Here is a 13,999-nt window from a genome sequence, read left to right as displayed (position 1 = left end):
ATGGCTGGCCCAGGCGGCACGCAAGGCGTGGCCGGCCTGGGTCAGGCTGTCGGGTTTGCTGCGGGGAAGTCGTGCGGGGAGGCTCGGGGATTGAGCGACGGCCATAGCTGTCGTGGTGGCGGTTGCGCCCAACTGCGCACGACGATAGGAGCGACGCTGGTGCCAGGCAACTGGCCTAGGGTCCAGCCGTGGCCGTCGACGATGACTGCCAGGCCAAAGGAGGAGCACAGCGGGCAACTGAACTGCGCCATGGCGTCCGGGCCTGACCCTTGCGGGTCGACACTCGGTCCATGGTCCGCGGTCAGCGAGCAGAAGGCGCCATCCAGGCCGCTCAGGCTCAGCCCGGCCATCTGCCCATGGTGCAGGCCGCAAACCAATAGGCTGAACAGGACGCTGGCGTACAGCGCCCAGGCAATCAGCGAGCGATCCTGGCGGGCAAGTTTCATGGCGGCGATTCTAGCACCGGGATGTGAGGCCGCCCACAGGTCTGCGGCCCCCCAAGGGTCAGCGCAGCATGCCAACCATCTTCGCCAGGGTTTCCAGCACCGCTCCGGCCAACGCCTTGGAGCGCTCGCCCGACCAACCGGTGATTGCGTTCGGGGCGTCGTTGTGGTCCTTGAACGGCATCTCCAGGGTCAGTGACAGGCAATCATAGGCTTGGCCCACGGCATTGCAGGCCAGGGTCATGTTGGCCTTGCCGGGCGCGTCCAACGAGTAGCCATGCACGGTCTGGAAGTCGGGCGTCACGCTGCACAAGGTCTTGCGGAAGGTCGACTCCAGTTCAGCCAGCCGCGGCGTATACCCTGGATTGCCTTCGCAGCCGGCGGTGAACACATGGGGGATTTCCTCATCGCCATGTACATCCAGGAACAGGTCGACGCCATGTAGTTTCATCTGGGTCTGGGCGAAAAACACCTCAGGCGTGTGTTCGACGCTGGCGTCCTGCCAGGCGCGGTTGAGGTCCTTGCCCTTGAAGTTGGTCCGCAGGTGGCCATTGAAAGCACCGTCGGGGTTCATGTTGGGGATCAGGTAGAGGTCGGCGGCGGCGAGCAATTGCTGCACGGTCGCATCGTTGCCTTGCAAGCGGTCGATCACGCCCTCCATGAACCATTCGGCCATATGCTCGCCCGGGTGCTGCTGGGCGATGATCCACAGCTTGCGCTTGCCGGGTGCGCCATCGCCAGCGCGCAGTAGCGGGATGTCGCGGCCCTGGACGCTGCGCCCGGTGGCCAGCAACTCGACGCCTGGCAGTTGGCGGGCGCGCTCGATCAACTGGTTGTGGCGGGCACGGGGGTAGGGCTCGAAGTAGGCGAACCAGGCTTGCTCTTCCCGGGTTTGGAGTTCGAAGACCAATGTCTGGCCGTCGAACTGGCTGGGGATGCGGAACCAGTGTTGCTGGTCAAAGGACGCCACGGCCTGATAGCCGCTCCAAGCCTTGTTGTAGGAAGACTGGCCGGCGTTTTCCAGGCTGAAGCGATGAGTATGGCCCGGGGTCAGGCCGCTGGCCTTGAAGTAGAACCACTGGTAGTGATCGCTGTGGGTGTCGGGGCGGATGGCCAGGCTCACCCGGCTTGGGTCGCCGACGTCCAGCACCTGGATGTTGCCAGCGTCGAAATCGCAATCGATGTGCAGCGGGGACAGCGTCACGGTCATTGCCAGGCTCCTGTGGCTTTGTTGTGACGCTACTCTACACCCCCTAGGGGGCGTTGATGTTTCATTCCCGGGAATGAAATGGGCTCAGGCCCAGAACCCTATCGCCAGCAGTGCCGCCAGGCCCAGGCCAATGGCAATCGAGCAGCCACCCAGAGACAGTGCAGCGCGCGGCTGCCGGTACCAGCCGTCATGGCCCAACTGCCGGGCCGGGGCGAGCAGGCTGCGCCAGCGCAGTTCGGTCTGGTGGAAGGCGTGCAGGTGCTCGGGAGCGGCATCCAGCCAGCGACGGAAGTCGATACGCTCGCTGGCGGTCACCTGCGGGCTTTGCAGGCGCACATACCATTGGCCAGCGATATTGGCCAGGGCATCGCCTGACGCCCGGGTGGTTTGCAGGGCCTGGTTCATGTGGCGCTCGAGGGTCAGCAGTGGGATGTCCAGGCGCTTGGAGATGGCGGCGAAGTCGAGTTGGTCGAGGCGGTTGAGCAAGAACACCTGCTGGACGCGGCGGGGCAGTTTTCGCAGCCCTTGCAGCAAGGCATCTTCGGAAAGGTCCAGAGTGTGTTGCGGACGGTGCTCAAGAGGCAGCAGCAGACGGGACATGGACAAGCTCCTTGCTCGGGGTGGAGGGAGGACCTGGGGGCGTCTTCCCTGACGCTGCAGCAAGCTTATTCTTAACGAGATTGATTCTCAAGTGCTGATTGCGCAAAGTGTTGTTACAACCATTCACGGACTGACACACCTTTGCTATCATCGCCGCCATTCAAGCGGTTACCGATCTTCATTAGCCTGAAGAGCCAAAAAAAAGACCCGGCAAAAAGCCGGGTCAAAAACCGTGATTAGCCTGATGAGGAGATAATCTGAGAGTCCGACCTAAGGGCTTCCAGTTTATCCAGCCGGTCTCGCGACCAGCTGAGTGCAATAATAATCGTTATCATTTGCCAGTCAAATGAATTTTCAGTTATCCGGTAAAAAAGTTTTTCCGGTGCCCTCACCGTCCCGGCAATCGGGGCTTTGCCGGATGCCGGCCATCACGCTCTCCCTTCGCTTAATCCAATTGCCCTTGCCCGTGAAACGCATCCTGCGTGGCTTGCCTCTGGTCGAGCAGGGCCCTGGCCATGTTGATCATGTGCATCAATGCGAACATCAATTCTCTTGTCGAGCCCTGTAGATGGGTGCCGGTCTCGTGCGCGGTGGCGGCTGCGCAGCGCAGTAGGTCCAGGGCATGGGTACCGGCCTGTTCGGCTGTCACGTCGTCGCGCAGGGTCCAGAGCATCTGGTCCGGGTTGGGGCTGACCGGGGTGGGGTTGAGGTAGTAGTCGAGTGCGCGGCGTGCCGCTTCGCTGTCCAGTTCTGTTTCTGATTTTTTCGTGAGTTTCATCCTGATACCTGTTTGCCTTCACTTTCTGGGTAGTGAATGCCGAGCATAGATCAATCTGTACTATGTATGTTCTATAAAATAATACCGAGTGTGTATTGAGCGCTTCAGTACAGCCCGTATTGTTCCAGCGATGGAAAACTGGATCGGATTTCTCACGCGATACAAACGTGAGCACAAGCTCTCGCAAGACAAGCTCGCCGAGCGCCTGGGCATGACCCAGGGCGGGGTGGGGCATTGGCTGCGGGGTACGCGCAAACCCACTCTCGAGACGATCAACGAAGCGCTGGTCAAACTGGGTATGTTTCATCTGGAGGCCCAGGTGATGGTGGTCGGCCGCGGTGTGATCGGCGAGTCGAGCGGGTCATACGCCGATGACCGTTCATTGCCAACTGAGCTGCTGCGTTACGTGAGCTTCCGTTTTCCCGTACTGGCCTGGGCGGACCTGCAGAAGCCGCTGCCGAGCGAAACCGAACGGTACGAGCAGACGGATTACGCGGCCGAGGGCAAGGCGTACTGGCTGCCCGTTGAAAACGACGCGATGACCGCGCTGAGTGGCAAGAGCGTATCGGAGGGCATGCTGATCCTGGTAGACACGGGGTTGGAGGCCGTCCATGGCAAGCTGGTCATCGCTCGCCAGCCCGGCAAGCCAGCGGTGTTTCGTCAGTTGATCGAGGACGGTGGTGAGCGTTTGCTCAGGCCGCTCAATACCCGTTACCCAACCGTGCTGTGCGAAGAGGGCTGTGAGTTTCTTGGCGTAGTGGTGCGGGCGCACGCCAGGCTCTGAGAGGCATGGCACTTGCAGGCGCCAGCGTCGGCTGATGCTGGCGCCTGCCTTGAACGTGCTCCCCGCGACTAGTCCGCCAAGGCTTCGACCTCTACCAGCGCCGCCCCTTCACTGACCATATCCCCCTCCTGGCAGAACAGCGCCTTGACCGTCCCGCCGTGGGGGGCGCGGATACTGTGCTCCATCTTCATGGCCTCGAGCACCACCAGCGGCGTGCCGGCCTCGACCGCTTGCCCCACCTCCACCAGCACCCGCACGATGCTGCCGTTCATGGGCGCGCCGAGGCCGCCTTGGTGGCTGTGACTGGCTTCGGCCTCGGCAATCGGGTCGAAGGCGGTGATCGCGTGCAGTTCGCCGTCCCATTGCAGGTACAGGATCTGGCCACGGCGGACCGCCAGGTGGCGGCGGCGCACGCCGTCCTGGTCGTGACACAACTGCTCGCCGCTCAACTGGTAGGACGAAGGCGCGGTCTGCTCCAGGCCCAGGGCCTGATCCTCGCCGTCACAGCTCAGGTGCAGGCTGGTGCGCGCTGGCAGGCCCAGGCGCAAGCCGTTGACCTGGGCCCAGGGCGAGTTGGAGTCATCGCCGCGCTGCAGGGCGGGCTGGCTCTGCAGCCAGGCTTGCGCCGCGGCCTCCCAGAACGCGACGGGCAGTGCGCTGGCGGCGGGCAGCAACTGGGCCTCGTGACGCGGAATGAAGCCGGTGTCCAGTTCCGCGGCGGCAAAGGCCGGGTGGGCGAGAATGCGCCGCAGGAAGCCGATATTGGTCTTCAGCCCGCCAATGGCGAACTCATCGAGCATGGCCAGCAGCCGCAGGCGTGCTTGTTCGCGGTCTTCGCCCCAGGCGATCAGTTTGCCCAGCATCGGGTCGTAGAAGGGCGAGATGCTGTCGCCTTCGTTGACCCCGCTGTCGACCCGTCTTCCTGCGCCTGGCGTGGACTCGCGGTACAGCGCCAGGGTGCCGGTGGCCGGCAGGAACTCGTTGGCCGGGTCCTCGGCATACAAGCGCACTTCGATGGCGTGGCCATTGAGCGGCACTTGCGCCTGGCTGATGGGCAGGGCCTCGCCGCAGGCTACGCGGATCTGCCAGGCCACCAGGTCAAGGCCGGTGATGGCCTCGGTGACCGGGTGCTCGACCTGCAGGCGGGTGTTCATCTCCATGAAGAAGAATTCGCCACGGGCGTCGAGCAGAAACTCCACGGTGCCGGCGCCGACATAGCCGATGGCCTGGGCCGCCCGCACTGCGGCCTCGCCCATGGCCTGACGCAGTTCGGCAGAGAGCCCGGGGGCGGGCGCTTCCTCGACCACCTTCTGGTGCCGGCGCTGGATCGAGCAGTCGCGTTCGTTGAGGTACAGACAGTTGCCATGCTGGTCGGCGAATACCTGGATCTCCACATGGCGCGGCTTGAGCACGTACTTCTCCACCAGCATGCGCGCATCGCCGAACGACGATTGCGCCTCACGCTGGGCCGAGGCCAGAGCGTCGGCGAGCTGGCTTTCGTCCTCGACCACCTTCATGCCCTTGCCGCCACCGCCAGCGCTTGCCTTGAGCAGTACCGGGTAGCCGATGCGTTCGGCGGCGGCGCGGAAGGTTTCAAGGTCCTGGGCCTCGCCGTGGTAGCCCGGCACCAGCGGCACCCCGGCATTCTCCATCAATGCCTTGGCCGCCGACTTGCTGCCCATGGCATCGATGGCGCTGGCCGGTGGTCCAAGGAAGATCAGCCCGGCCTGTTCCACGGCGCGGGCGAAGTCGGCGTTCTCCGAGAGAAAACCGTAGCCGGGGTGGATGGCCTGGGCGCCGCTGGCCTTGGCCGCGGCCAACAGCTTGGCGACGTCGAGGTAGCTTTCGGCTGCCTTGGCCCCGCCCAGGTCGACGCGGATGTCGGCCTCGCGGCTGTGCCGGGCGTCACGGTCGATGGCGCTGTGCACCGCGACCGTGGTCAGGCCCAGGGCCTTGGCGGTGCGCATGACCCGGCAGGCGATCTCGCCACGGTTGGCGACCAGCAGGGTGGTCAGCGTGGGTTGGCTCATGGACGAGGCTCCTTGTGGGTGGCGGTGGCCTGCCAGGCAGGTTGGCGTTTTTCCAGGAAGGCGCGCAGGCCTTCCTGGCCTTCGGCGCTGACCCGGATGCGGGCGATGGCATTCTCGCAGTAGCGGCGCAGGGCAGGGGTCAGTTCGCCTGGGCCGACCTCGCGCAGCAGCTCCTTGCTGGCGCGCATGGCCTGAGGGCTGTTCTGCAGGAGGTTGTCGACCCAGGCCTGGACCTGCTGTTCCAGCTCGGTGGCCGGGTAGGCCTCGGCCAGCAGGCCCAGCTCGCGGGCACGCAGGCCGCTGAAGCGCTCGGCGGTCAGGGCATAGCGGCGTGCGGCACGCTCGCCCATGGCCTGGACCACGAAGGGGCTGATCACCGCCGGGGCCAAGCCGATGCGCACCTCCGACAGGCACAGTTGCGCGTCTTCGGCGCCGATGGCCATGTCGCAGCAACTGATCAGGCCCAGGGCGCCACCGAAGGCTGCGCCCTGGACCACCGCCAGGGTAGGCACCTTGAGGCGGGCCAGGTTGTACATCAGTTCGGCCAGTTCGCGGGCGTCGTCCAGGTTGGTGTTGTAGTCCAGCTCGGCCGACTGCTGCATCCAGGCCAGGTCGGCTCCGGCGCTGAAATGCCGGCCGCGGCCACGCAACAGGAGAAAGCGCAGACTGGCGTCGCCGCCGACCTGGTCGATGGCCAGGATCAGCTCGCGGATCATCTGCGCGTTGAAGGCGTTGTTCTTGTCTTCCCGGCTCAGCCAGAGAGTGGCGTAGCCACGAGGGTCCTTGACCAGTTCAAGGGTGCTGAAGTCGCTCATGGGTCACATCCGGAAAATGCCGAAACGGCTCTGTTCGATCGGGGCGTTCAGCGCGGCGGACAACGCCAGGCCGAGCACGTCGCGGGTTTGCGCGGGGTCGATGACGCCGTCGTCCCACAGGCGGGCGCTGGAGTAGTAGGGGTGGCCCTGGCGCTCGTACTGGTCGAGGATCGGCTGCTTGAGCCGCGCCTCGTCCTCGGCGCTGAAGGCCTGGCCGCTGCGTTCGCTCTGTTCGCGCTTGACCTGCGCCAGCACCCCGGCAGCCTGTTCGGCGCCCATCACGCCGATCCGTGCGTTGGGCCACATCCACAGGAAGCGCGGGTCGTAGGCGCGGCCGCACATGCCGTAGTTACCGGCGCCGAAGCTGCCGCCGATGATCACCGTGAACTTCGGCACCTGGGCACAGGCCACGGCCGTGACCAGCTTGGCGCCGTGCTTGGCGATGCCGCCTTCCTCGTACTTCTTGCCGACCATGAAGCCGGTGATGTTCTGCAGGAACAGCAGCGGAATACCGCGCTGACAGGCCAGCTCGATGAAGTGCGCACCTTTCTGCGCCGCCTCGGCGAACAGGATGCCGTTGTTGGCCAGGATGGCCACCGGATAGCCGTGCAGGTGGGCGAAGCCGCACACCAGGGTGGTGCCGAACAGAGCCTTGAACTCGTCGAACACCGAGCCGTCGACCAGGCGGGCGATCACCTCGCGCACATCGAAGGGTTGCTTGGCATCGGCCGGCACCACGCCGTACAGCTCCTCGGCGTCATACAGCGGGGCGATCGGTGTCTGCTGCTGGAGCTTGCCGAGCTTGTGCCAGTTGAGGTTGGCGACGCTGCGTCGGGCCAGGGCCAGGGCATGTTCGTCGTTGTCGGCATAATGGTCGGCCACGCCGCTGGTGCGGCAGTGCACGTCGGCGCCGCCCAGGTCCTCGGCGCTGACCACTTCGCCAGTGGCGGCCTTCACCAGGGGCGGGCCGGCGAGGAAGATGGTCGCCTGCTGGCGGACCATGATCGCTTCGTCGGCCATCGCCGGCACATAGGCGCCGCCGGCGGTGCACGAGCCCATCACCACGGCGATTTGGGCGATGCCCAGGGCGCTCATGTTGGCTTGGTTGAAGAAGATCCGCCCAAAGTGCTCGCGGTCCGGGAACACCTCATCCTGGCGCGGCAGGTTGGCGCCACCGGAGTCCACCAGGTAGACGCAGGGCAGGCGGTTCTGCAGGGCGATGGTCTGGGCACGCAGGTGCTTCTTCACGGTCAGTGGGTAGTAGGAGCCGCCTTTGACCGTGGCGTCGTTGGCCACGATCATACATTCGACTCCTTCGATGCGGCCGATGCCCGCGATCAGGCCGGCGGCGGGCACATCTTCGCCATACACCTCATGGGCGGCCAACTGGCCGATCTCGAGAAAGGGCGAGCCGGCATCGAGCAGGCGGTCGATGCGCTCGCGCGGCAACAGTTTGCCACGCGAGGTGTGCCGCTCCTGGGCCTTGGGCCCACCGCCCAGACTGACCTGGGCGAGCAGCGAGCGCAGCTCTTCGACCTGGGCCGCCATGCTGGCCGCGTTCTGGGCGAACTCTGGCGATCTTGGATTTAGCTGTGATTTCAGAATCATCTTTGCTCCCGGCGCAGCCGCTTCGAGCTTCAAGCGTCAAGCTGCCAATTGATCAGTGTTAACGCATATCTGCAGCACGCCGCGATGCTTTTTTTGTCGCGTGCAGCGTGCAGCTTGGGCGCGTTTAGCGCGTCTCATTGAACAGTTCGCGGCCGATCAGCATCCGCCGGATTTCGCTGGTGCCAGCGCCGATCTCGTAGAGCTTGGCGTCGCGTAGCAGGCGGCCAGCCGGGAATTCGTTGATGTAGCCGTTGCCGCCGAGGATCTGGATCGCCTCCAGGGCCATCTGGGTGGCGCGTTCGGCGGTGTAAAGGATGACCCCGGCGGCGTCCTTGCGGGTGGTCTCGGCACGGTCGCAGGCCTGGGCCACGGCGTACAGGTAGGCGCGGCTGGCGTTGAGCTGGGTGTACATGTCGGCGATCTTGCCCTGGATCAGCTGGAACTCGCCGATGCTTTGGCCGAACTGCTTGCGGTCATGGATGTAAGGCACCACCAGGTCCATGCAGGCCTGCATGATCCCGGTCGGGCCGCCAGCGAGCACCACGCGCTCGTAGTCCAGGCCGCTCATCAGCACCTTCACGCCGCCATTGAGCTGACCGAGGATGTTTTCTTCCGGCACCTCGACGTTGTCGAAGAACAGCTCGCAGGTGTTGGAGCCGCGCATGCCCAGCTTGTCGAACTTGTTGCTGCGGCTGAAGCCTTTCCAATCACGTTCGACGATGAACGCGGTGATGCCGTGGGGGCCCTTGTCCAGGTCGGTCTTGGCGTAGATCACGTAGGTGTTGGCGTCTGGGCCATTGGTGATCCAGGTCTTGCTGCCGTTGAGCACGTAGCGGTCGCCGCGCTTTTCGGCGCGCAGCTTCATCGACACCACGTCGGAACCGGCGTTCGGCTCGCTCATGGCCAGGGCGCCGATGTGTTCGCCGCTGATCAGCTTGGGCAGGTACTTGAGCTTCTGCTCATGGCTGCCGTTGCGGTTGATCTGGTTGACGCACAGGTTGGAGTGGGCGCCGTAGGAGAGGGCGACCGAGGCCGAGCCGCGGCTGATCTCTTCCATGCTCACCACATGGGCCAGGTAGCCCAGGCCTGCGCCGCCATATTGCTCCGGCACGGTGATGCCCAGCAGGCCCATGTCGCCGAACTTGCGCCACATGTCGGCTGGGAACAGGTTGTCTTGGTCGATCTGCGCGGCGCGGGGAGCCAGCTCGCTGGCCACGAATGCCTGGACCTGGTCGCGGAGCATGTCGATGGTTTCGCCCAGGGCGAAGTTCAGGGTCGGGTAATGCATGCGGGCACCTTTTGTTCTTGGATTTGGATCACACCGTCGCTCATGGCCGTTGCACCGGCCCTTGTAAGAGTGGGCTGGCCCGCGATTGCGTCAGGTCAGACAGCGATGTTGAACCTGCTGATGCCATCGCGGGCAAGCCCGCTCCTACAAGGAGGTGCGTGCCTGGAAGTCCGGCACTGTTTTCACCTTTACGTTAACGTAAACCTGCGTCCGTATACTGTCAATCACCCTGTGACCTTTACGTTAACGTAAATCTAGGCCAGAGTAGTGTCCGCTTGCTTCAGTCATGCCCAGAACAATCACAAGAAGGGATAACCATGAGTCAACCGAGCTATACCCGTGGTCCCCAGGACCAACCCCTGCTGACCCTGACCATTGGCCAGGCATTCGACCGTACGGTGGCGCGCTATGCCGAGCGCGAGGCACTGGTGGTGCGGCATCAGCAGCAGCGCTACAGCTGGCGGGAACTGGCCGAACAGGTCGACCGCCATGCCCGCGCGCTGATGGCGCTGGGCCTTGCCAGCGGCGACCGGCTGGGCATCTGGGCGCCCAACTGCGCCGAGTGGTGCATTCTGCAACTGGCCAGTGCCAAGGTCGGCGCCATCCTGGTCAACATCAATCCAGCCTACCGGAGCGGCGAGCTGGACTACGTGCTGCGCCAGTCGGGTTGCCGCTGGCTGGTTTGCGCCGGCGCCTTCAAGACGTCCGACTACCACGCCATGCTCCTTGAGTTGCTGCCCGAGCTGGCCAGCCAGGCGCCGGGCCAGTTGCGCAATGAGCGCTTCCCGCAGTTGCGCGGGTTGATCAGCCTGGCGCAGCAGCCACCAGCAGGCTTTCTGCCCTGGCGGCAGTTGGGCGAGTGGGCCGAAAGCACCGACCTGGCCACCTATGAGGTGCGCCAGCAGAGCCTGCAGTTCGACCAGCCCGTGAATATCCAGTACACCTCCGGCACCACCGGTGCGCCCAAGGGCGCCACTCTCAGCCACTACAACATCCTCAACAACGGTTTCATGGTCGGTGAAAGCCTGGGCTTGAGCGAGCAGGACCGCATGGTTATCCCGGTGCCGCTGTACCACTGCTTCGGCATGGTCATGGGCAACCTGGGGTGCATCACCCACGGCACCACCATGATCTACCCCAACGACGCCTTCGACCCTGAGTTGACCCTGCAGGCCGTGGCCAGTGAGCGTGGCACCATCCTTTATGGTGTGCCGACCATGTTCATCGCCATGCTCGATCACCCATCACGCACCCACCTCGATCTCTCGACCCTGCGCAGCGGCATCATGGCCGGTGCCACCTGTCCGATCGAAGTGATGCGCCGGGTGATCGACCAGTTGCATATGAGCGAAGTGCAGATTGCCTACGGCATGACCGAGACCAGCCCGGTGTCCCTGCAGACCGGCCCCGATGACGACCTGGAACTGCGCGTGACCACCGTCGGGCGCACCCAGCCGCAGTTGGAGAGCAAGTTGATCGACGAGCACGGCTGCATCGTTCCGCGTGGGCAGATCGGCGAGCTTTGCACCCGGGGCTACAGCGTCATGCTCGGCTATTGGGACAACCCTCAGGCGACCGCCGATGCCATCGACCCGGCCCGCTGGATGCACACTGGCGACCTGGCGGTGATGGACGAGGCGGGCTATGTGCGCATCGTCGGGCGCAACAAGGACATGATCATCCGCGGTGGCGAGAACATCTATCCGCGTGAGCTGGAGGAGTTCTTCTACACCCACCCAGCGGTGGCCGATGCGCAGGTGATCGGGATTCCGTGCAGCAAATATGGCGAAGAGATCGTGGCCTGGATCAAATTGCACCCAGGGCATAGTGCATCAGCGCAAGAGCTGCAGGCCTGGTGCAAGGCGCGGATCGCCCATTTCAAGGTGCCGAGGCACTACCGCTTCGTCGAGGAATTTCCGATGACGGTGACGGGCAAGGTGCAGAAGTTTCGGATGCGTGAGATCAGTATCGAAGAGTTGAACGGCTTGCCGCATCAGGCCTGACCCTCCGTTGGTTGCGTCGGCCTCTTCCCGGGCAAGCCGGCGAAGAGGCCGGTGAGGGCGGTCAAAGATGTCTGCCTCACCCCGGCCATCTCTCTATCCTTGTCTATCCTTAGGCTTTCACCGGTGGCTCCTGGCTCGGTGGATCCCCCACGGGCGGCGGCTCGCTCGGTTTGACCGGCTCGTCGTCAGGCGTCTCGTCCGGCCCGGGCGGCGGCAGGTCGGGGTCGTCGATGTTGGGATCTGGCGTTTCCGGTGGAATGGGAATGTTCATGGCCTGACCTCGCGTGGTGAGTAGAGGGGTACTGCAGGCTTCGACCCTGGCAGGCGCCATTCGCTCATTTTTATTGAACCCCCCGCAGGCTCTCCGGCTCTGAACTCTTACCGCCACAGCTAAACGGAGCAAGGTTCGATGTCCCGTAATGAGCCCTTTGAAAGCGTGCCCATGGCGAATGACCACCCGGACCAGGCTGTGAGCCTGTCCCAGGCCTTGCTGGCGCCACGCATCGTGATCGAGGACACCCAACCGGTGCTCGATGGCGGCACCTTCGCCGCTAAGGCGGTCAGCGGGCAGCCTGTCGTGGTCAGCAGCAAAGTCTATGTGGATGGCCATGACCGCCTGGCGGTCATGCTCAATTGGCGCCAGGCCCACAGCCAGCGCTGGCATTGCGTGCCGATGCAGGCGCTGGGCAATGACCTCTGGCAGGCCGAGTTCACCCCGCTGGGGCTGGGTCTGCACCTGTTCAGCATCGAGGCCTGGATCGACCCCTACGCCACCTATTGCCACGACCTGGAGAAGAAGTACCACGCCGGCGTGGCCGTGAACCTGGAGCTGGAAGAGGGCCGGCTGTTGCTGGGCCAGGGCATCGAGCGCAGCGAAGGGCTGCTGCGCGAGCGCTTGCAAACGCTGCAGCAACGCTTGCCCGGCCTGCCGCTGGCCGAGCAGGTGACTGTGCTGCTGCACCCCGATACCGCCTTGCTGATGGCCGAGGCCGAGCACCGCACCTACCTGACCCGCAGCGCCGAACTGCCCCTGGACGTGGACCGCGAGCGGGCGCTGTTCGCCAGCTGGTACGAGCTGTTCCCCCGTTCGATCACCGACTCCCCCCAGCGTCACGGCACGTTCAACGATGTGCACCAGCGCCTGCCGATGATCCGCGACATGGGCTTCGACGTGCTCTACTTTCCGCCGATCCATCCCATCGGCATGCGCCATCGCAAGGGCCGCAACAACGCCTTGCTGGCCGAGCCGGGAGATCCGGGCAGCCCATACGCGATTGGCAGCGAGGAAGGTGGGCATGACGCGATCCATCCGCAACTGGGCAGCCGCGAGGACTTCCGCCGCCTGGTGGCCGCTGCCGCCGAGCACAGGCTGGAGATCGCCTTGGATTTCGCTATCCAGTGCTCCCAGGACCACCCTTGGCTCAAAGAGCACCCTGGTTGGTTCAGTTGGCGCCCGGACGGCAGCATCCGCTATGCCGAGAACCCGCCGAAAAAGTATCAGGACATCGTCAATGTCGACTTCTACGCCGCCGAGGCCGTGCCCTCGCTGTGGCTGGCCCTGCGCGACGTGGTGGTCGGCTGGGTGGAGGAGGGGGTCAGGACCTTCCGTGTCGACAATCCGCACACCAAGCCGCTGCCGTTCTGGCAATGGTTGATCGCCAACGTGCGTAGCCGCTACCCGGACGTGATCTTCCTCGCCGAGGCCTTCACCAAGCCTGCGATGATGGCGCGCCTGGGCAAGGTCGGCTACGCCCAGAGCTACACCTATTTCACTTGGCGCAATACCAAGGAGGAACTGCGCAGCTACTTCGAAGAGCTCAACCAGCCGCCCTGGCGCGACTGCTACCGGCCGAACTTCTTCGTCAACACGCCGGATATCAACCCGTTCTTCCTGCATGATTCCGGCCGCGCCGGCTTTCTCATCCGTGCCGCCCTGGCCACCATGGGCTCAGGCCTTTGGGGCATGTATTCGGGCTTCGAGCTGTGCGAGTCCACACCGCTGCCGGGCAAGGAGGAATACATGGACTCGGAGAAGTACGAGATCCGTCCGCGGGACTTCACCCAGCCCGGCAACATCATTGCCGAGATCGCCCAGCTCAACCGCATCCGTCGGCAGAACCGCGCGCTGCAGACGCACCTGGGCACCGCCTTCTACAACTGCTGGAACGACAACATCCTCTACTTCGGCAAACGCACCGCCGAGAAGGACAATTTCGTCCTGATCGCCGTCAGCCTCGACCCGCACAACGCCCAGGAAGCGCACTTCGAGCTGCCCCTGTGGGAACTGGGCCTGGACGACAACGCCGACACCTACGGTGAAGACCTGATGAGTGGCCACCGCTGGACCTGGCACGGTAAGACCCAATGGATGCGCATCGAACCCTGGCACTTGCCGTTCGGCATCTGGCGGATCAGTCGCAGCTGAAAGCTTCACGTTTCA

The 13,999-nt window shown here is 64.3% G+C and carries 12 protein-coding genes; 3 read left to right on the top strand and 9 right to left on the bottom strand.

All coding sequences use genetic code 11. The features are described from left to right. Window positions 1-41 precede the first annotated feature (41 nt). The 4 genes from ACYU03_RS16260 to ACYU03_RS16245 all read right to left on the bottom strand — a co-directional run bounded on the left by ACYU03_RS16260 (window position 42) and on the right by ACYU03_RS16245 (window position 3,031). Window positions 42-446 carry a DUF2946 family protein gene (locus ACYU03_RS16260; protein WP_461885679.1) on the bottom strand — a complete coding sequence of 135 codons (405 nt, stop codon included), beginning with the start codon at window positions 444-446 and terminating at the stop codon, window positions 42-44. 58 nt (window positions 447-504) lie between these two features. After that, entirely contained in the window at window positions 505-1,653 is a 1,149-nt protein-coding gene (locus ACYU03_RS16255; protein WP_461885678.1) for a M14 family metallopeptidase, read from the bottom strand. Window positions 1,654-1,737: 84 nt separating this feature from the next. Then, a complete protein-coding gene (locus tag ACYU03_RS16250; protein ID WP_461885677.1) occupies window positions 1,738-2,253 on the bottom strand; it encodes a DUF4880 domain-containing protein in 516 nt (171 codons plus the stop codon). Between the two features lie 445 nt (window positions 2,254-2,698). After that, on the bottom strand, window positions 2,699-3,031 hold the full coding sequence (locus ACYU03_RS16245) for a DUF6124 family protein (protein ID WP_461885676.1): 333 nt from the start codon (window positions 3,029-3,031) through the stop codon (window positions 2,699-2,701). 130 nt (window positions 3,032-3,161) lie between these two features. Between ACYU03_RS16245 and ACYU03_RS16240 the strand changes: the two genes are divergently transcribed. Next, a complete protein-coding gene (locus ACYU03_RS16240) occupies window positions 3,162-3,815 on the top strand; it encodes a LexA family protein (protein WP_461885675.1) in 654 nt (217 codons plus the stop codon). 68 nt (window positions 3,816-3,883) lie between these two features. Here the strand turns inward: ACYU03_RS16240 and ACYU03_RS16235 are convergent, their stop codons facing one another. The 4 genes from ACYU03_RS16235 to ACYU03_RS16220 form a co-directional block, all read right to left on the bottom strand. Beyond that, complete coding sequence (locus tag ACYU03_RS16235) at window positions 3,884-5,845, bottom strand: acetyl/propionyl/methylcrotonyl-CoA carboxylase subunit alpha (RefSeq protein WP_461885674.1); 1,962 nt, start codon at window positions 5,843-5,845, stop codon at window positions 3,884-3,886. Beyond that, the gene (locus ACYU03_RS16230) at window positions 5,842-6,660 is read right to left on the bottom strand and encodes a gamma-carboxygeranoyl-CoA hydratase (RefSeq protein WP_461885673.1); all 819 of its coding nucleotides are present in this window, start codon (window positions 6,658-6,660) and stop codon (window positions 5,842-5,844) included. Before ACYU03_RS16230 ends, ACYU03_RS16235 begins: the two co-directional genes overlap by 4 nt. A gap of 3 nt (window positions 6,661-6,663) precedes the next feature. Next, a complete protein-coding gene (locus ACYU03_RS16225) occupies window positions 6,664-8,268 on the bottom strand; it encodes a carboxyl transferase domain-containing protein (RefSeq protein ID WP_461885672.1) in 1,605 nt (534 codons plus the stop codon). Window positions 8,269-8,392: 124 nt separating this feature from the next. After that, a complete protein-coding gene (locus ACYU03_RS16220) occupies window positions 8,393-9,556 on the bottom strand; it encodes an isovaleryl-CoA dehydrogenase (RefSeq protein ID WP_461885671.1) in 1,164 nt (387 codons plus the stop codon). 317 nt (window positions 9,557-9,873) lie between these two features. Between ACYU03_RS16220 and ACYU03_RS16215 the strand changes: the two genes are divergently transcribed. Beyond that, window positions 9,874-11,559: an AMP-binding protein gene (locus ACYU03_RS16215; protein WP_461885670.1), complete on the top strand. Its 1,686-nt coding sequence runs from the start codon at window positions 9,874-9,876 to the stop codon at window positions 11,557-11,559. Between the two features lie 109 nt (window positions 11,560-11,668). Here the strand turns inward: ACYU03_RS16215 and ACYU03_RS16210 are convergent, their stop codons facing one another. After that, a complete protein-coding gene (locus ACYU03_RS16210) occupies window positions 11,669-11,830 on the bottom strand; it encodes a hypothetical protein (protein WP_461885669.1) in 162 nt (53 codons plus the stop codon). Window positions 11,831-11,968: 138 nt separating this feature from the next. Between ACYU03_RS16210 and ACYU03_RS16205 the strand changes: the two genes are divergently transcribed. After that, a complete protein-coding gene (locus tag ACYU03_RS16205; protein ID WP_461885668.1) occupies window positions 11,969-13,984 on the top strand; it encodes an alpha-1,4-glucan--maltose-1-phosphate maltosyltransferase in 2,016 nt (671 codons plus the stop codon). Window positions 13,985-13,999 lie beyond the last annotated feature (15 nt).

It is taken from the genome of Pseudomonas sp. X10 (genome assembly GCF_054889225.1).
Note: the sequence above shows the minus strand (reverse complement) of the source record. Positions and strands in the feature narration are given on the sequence as shown.

Excerpts from the sequence above, each read along its gene's own strand:
- ACYU03_RS16260 (WP_461885679.1), bottom strand. The coding sequence starts at position 446 with ATGAAACTTGCCCGCCAGGATCGCTCGCTGATTGCCTGGGCGCTGTAC.
- ACYU03_RS16255 (WP_461885678.1), bottom strand. The coding sequence starts at position 1,653 with ATGACCGTGACGCTGTCCCCGCTGCACATCGATTGCGATTTCGACGCT.
- ACYU03_RS16250 (WP_461885677.1), bottom strand. The coding sequence starts at position 2,253 with ATGTCCCGTCTGCTGCTGCCTCTTGAGCACCGTCCGCAACACACTCTG.
- ACYU03_RS16245 (WP_461885676.1), bottom strand. The coding sequence starts at position 3,031 with ATGAAACTCACGAAAAAATCAGAAACAGAACTGGACAGCGAAGCGGCA.
- ACYU03_RS16240 (WP_461885675.1), top strand. The coding sequence starts at position 3,162 with ATGGAAAACTGGATCGGATTTCTCACGCGATACAAACGTGAGCACAAG.
- ACYU03_RS16235 (WP_461885674.1), bottom strand. The coding sequence starts at position 5,845 with ATGAGCCAACCCACGCTGACCACCCTGCTGGTCGCCAACCGTGGCGAG.
- ACYU03_RS16230 (WP_461885673.1), bottom strand. The coding sequence starts at position 6,660 with ATGAGCGACTTCAGCACCCTTGAACTGGTCAAGGACCCTCGTGGCTAC.
- ACYU03_RS16225 (WP_461885672.1), bottom strand. The coding sequence starts at position 8,268 with ATGATTCTGAAATCACAGCTAAATCCAAGATCGCCAGAGTTCGCCCAG.
- ACYU03_RS16220 (WP_461885671.1), bottom strand. The coding sequence starts at position 9,556 with ATGCATTACCCGACCCTGAACTTCGCCCTGGGCGAAACCATCGACATG.
- ACYU03_RS16215 (WP_461885670.1), top strand. The coding sequence starts at position 9,874 with ATGAGTCAACCGAGCTATACCCGTGGTCCCCAGGACCAACCCCTGCTG.
- ACYU03_RS16210 (WP_461885669.1), bottom strand. The coding sequence starts at position 11,830 with ATGAACATTCCCATTCCACCGGAAACGCCAGATCCCAACATCGACGAC.
- ACYU03_RS16205 (WP_461885668.1), top strand. The coding sequence starts at position 11,969 with ATGTCCCGTAATGAGCCCTTTGAAAGCGTGCCCATGGCGAATGACCAC.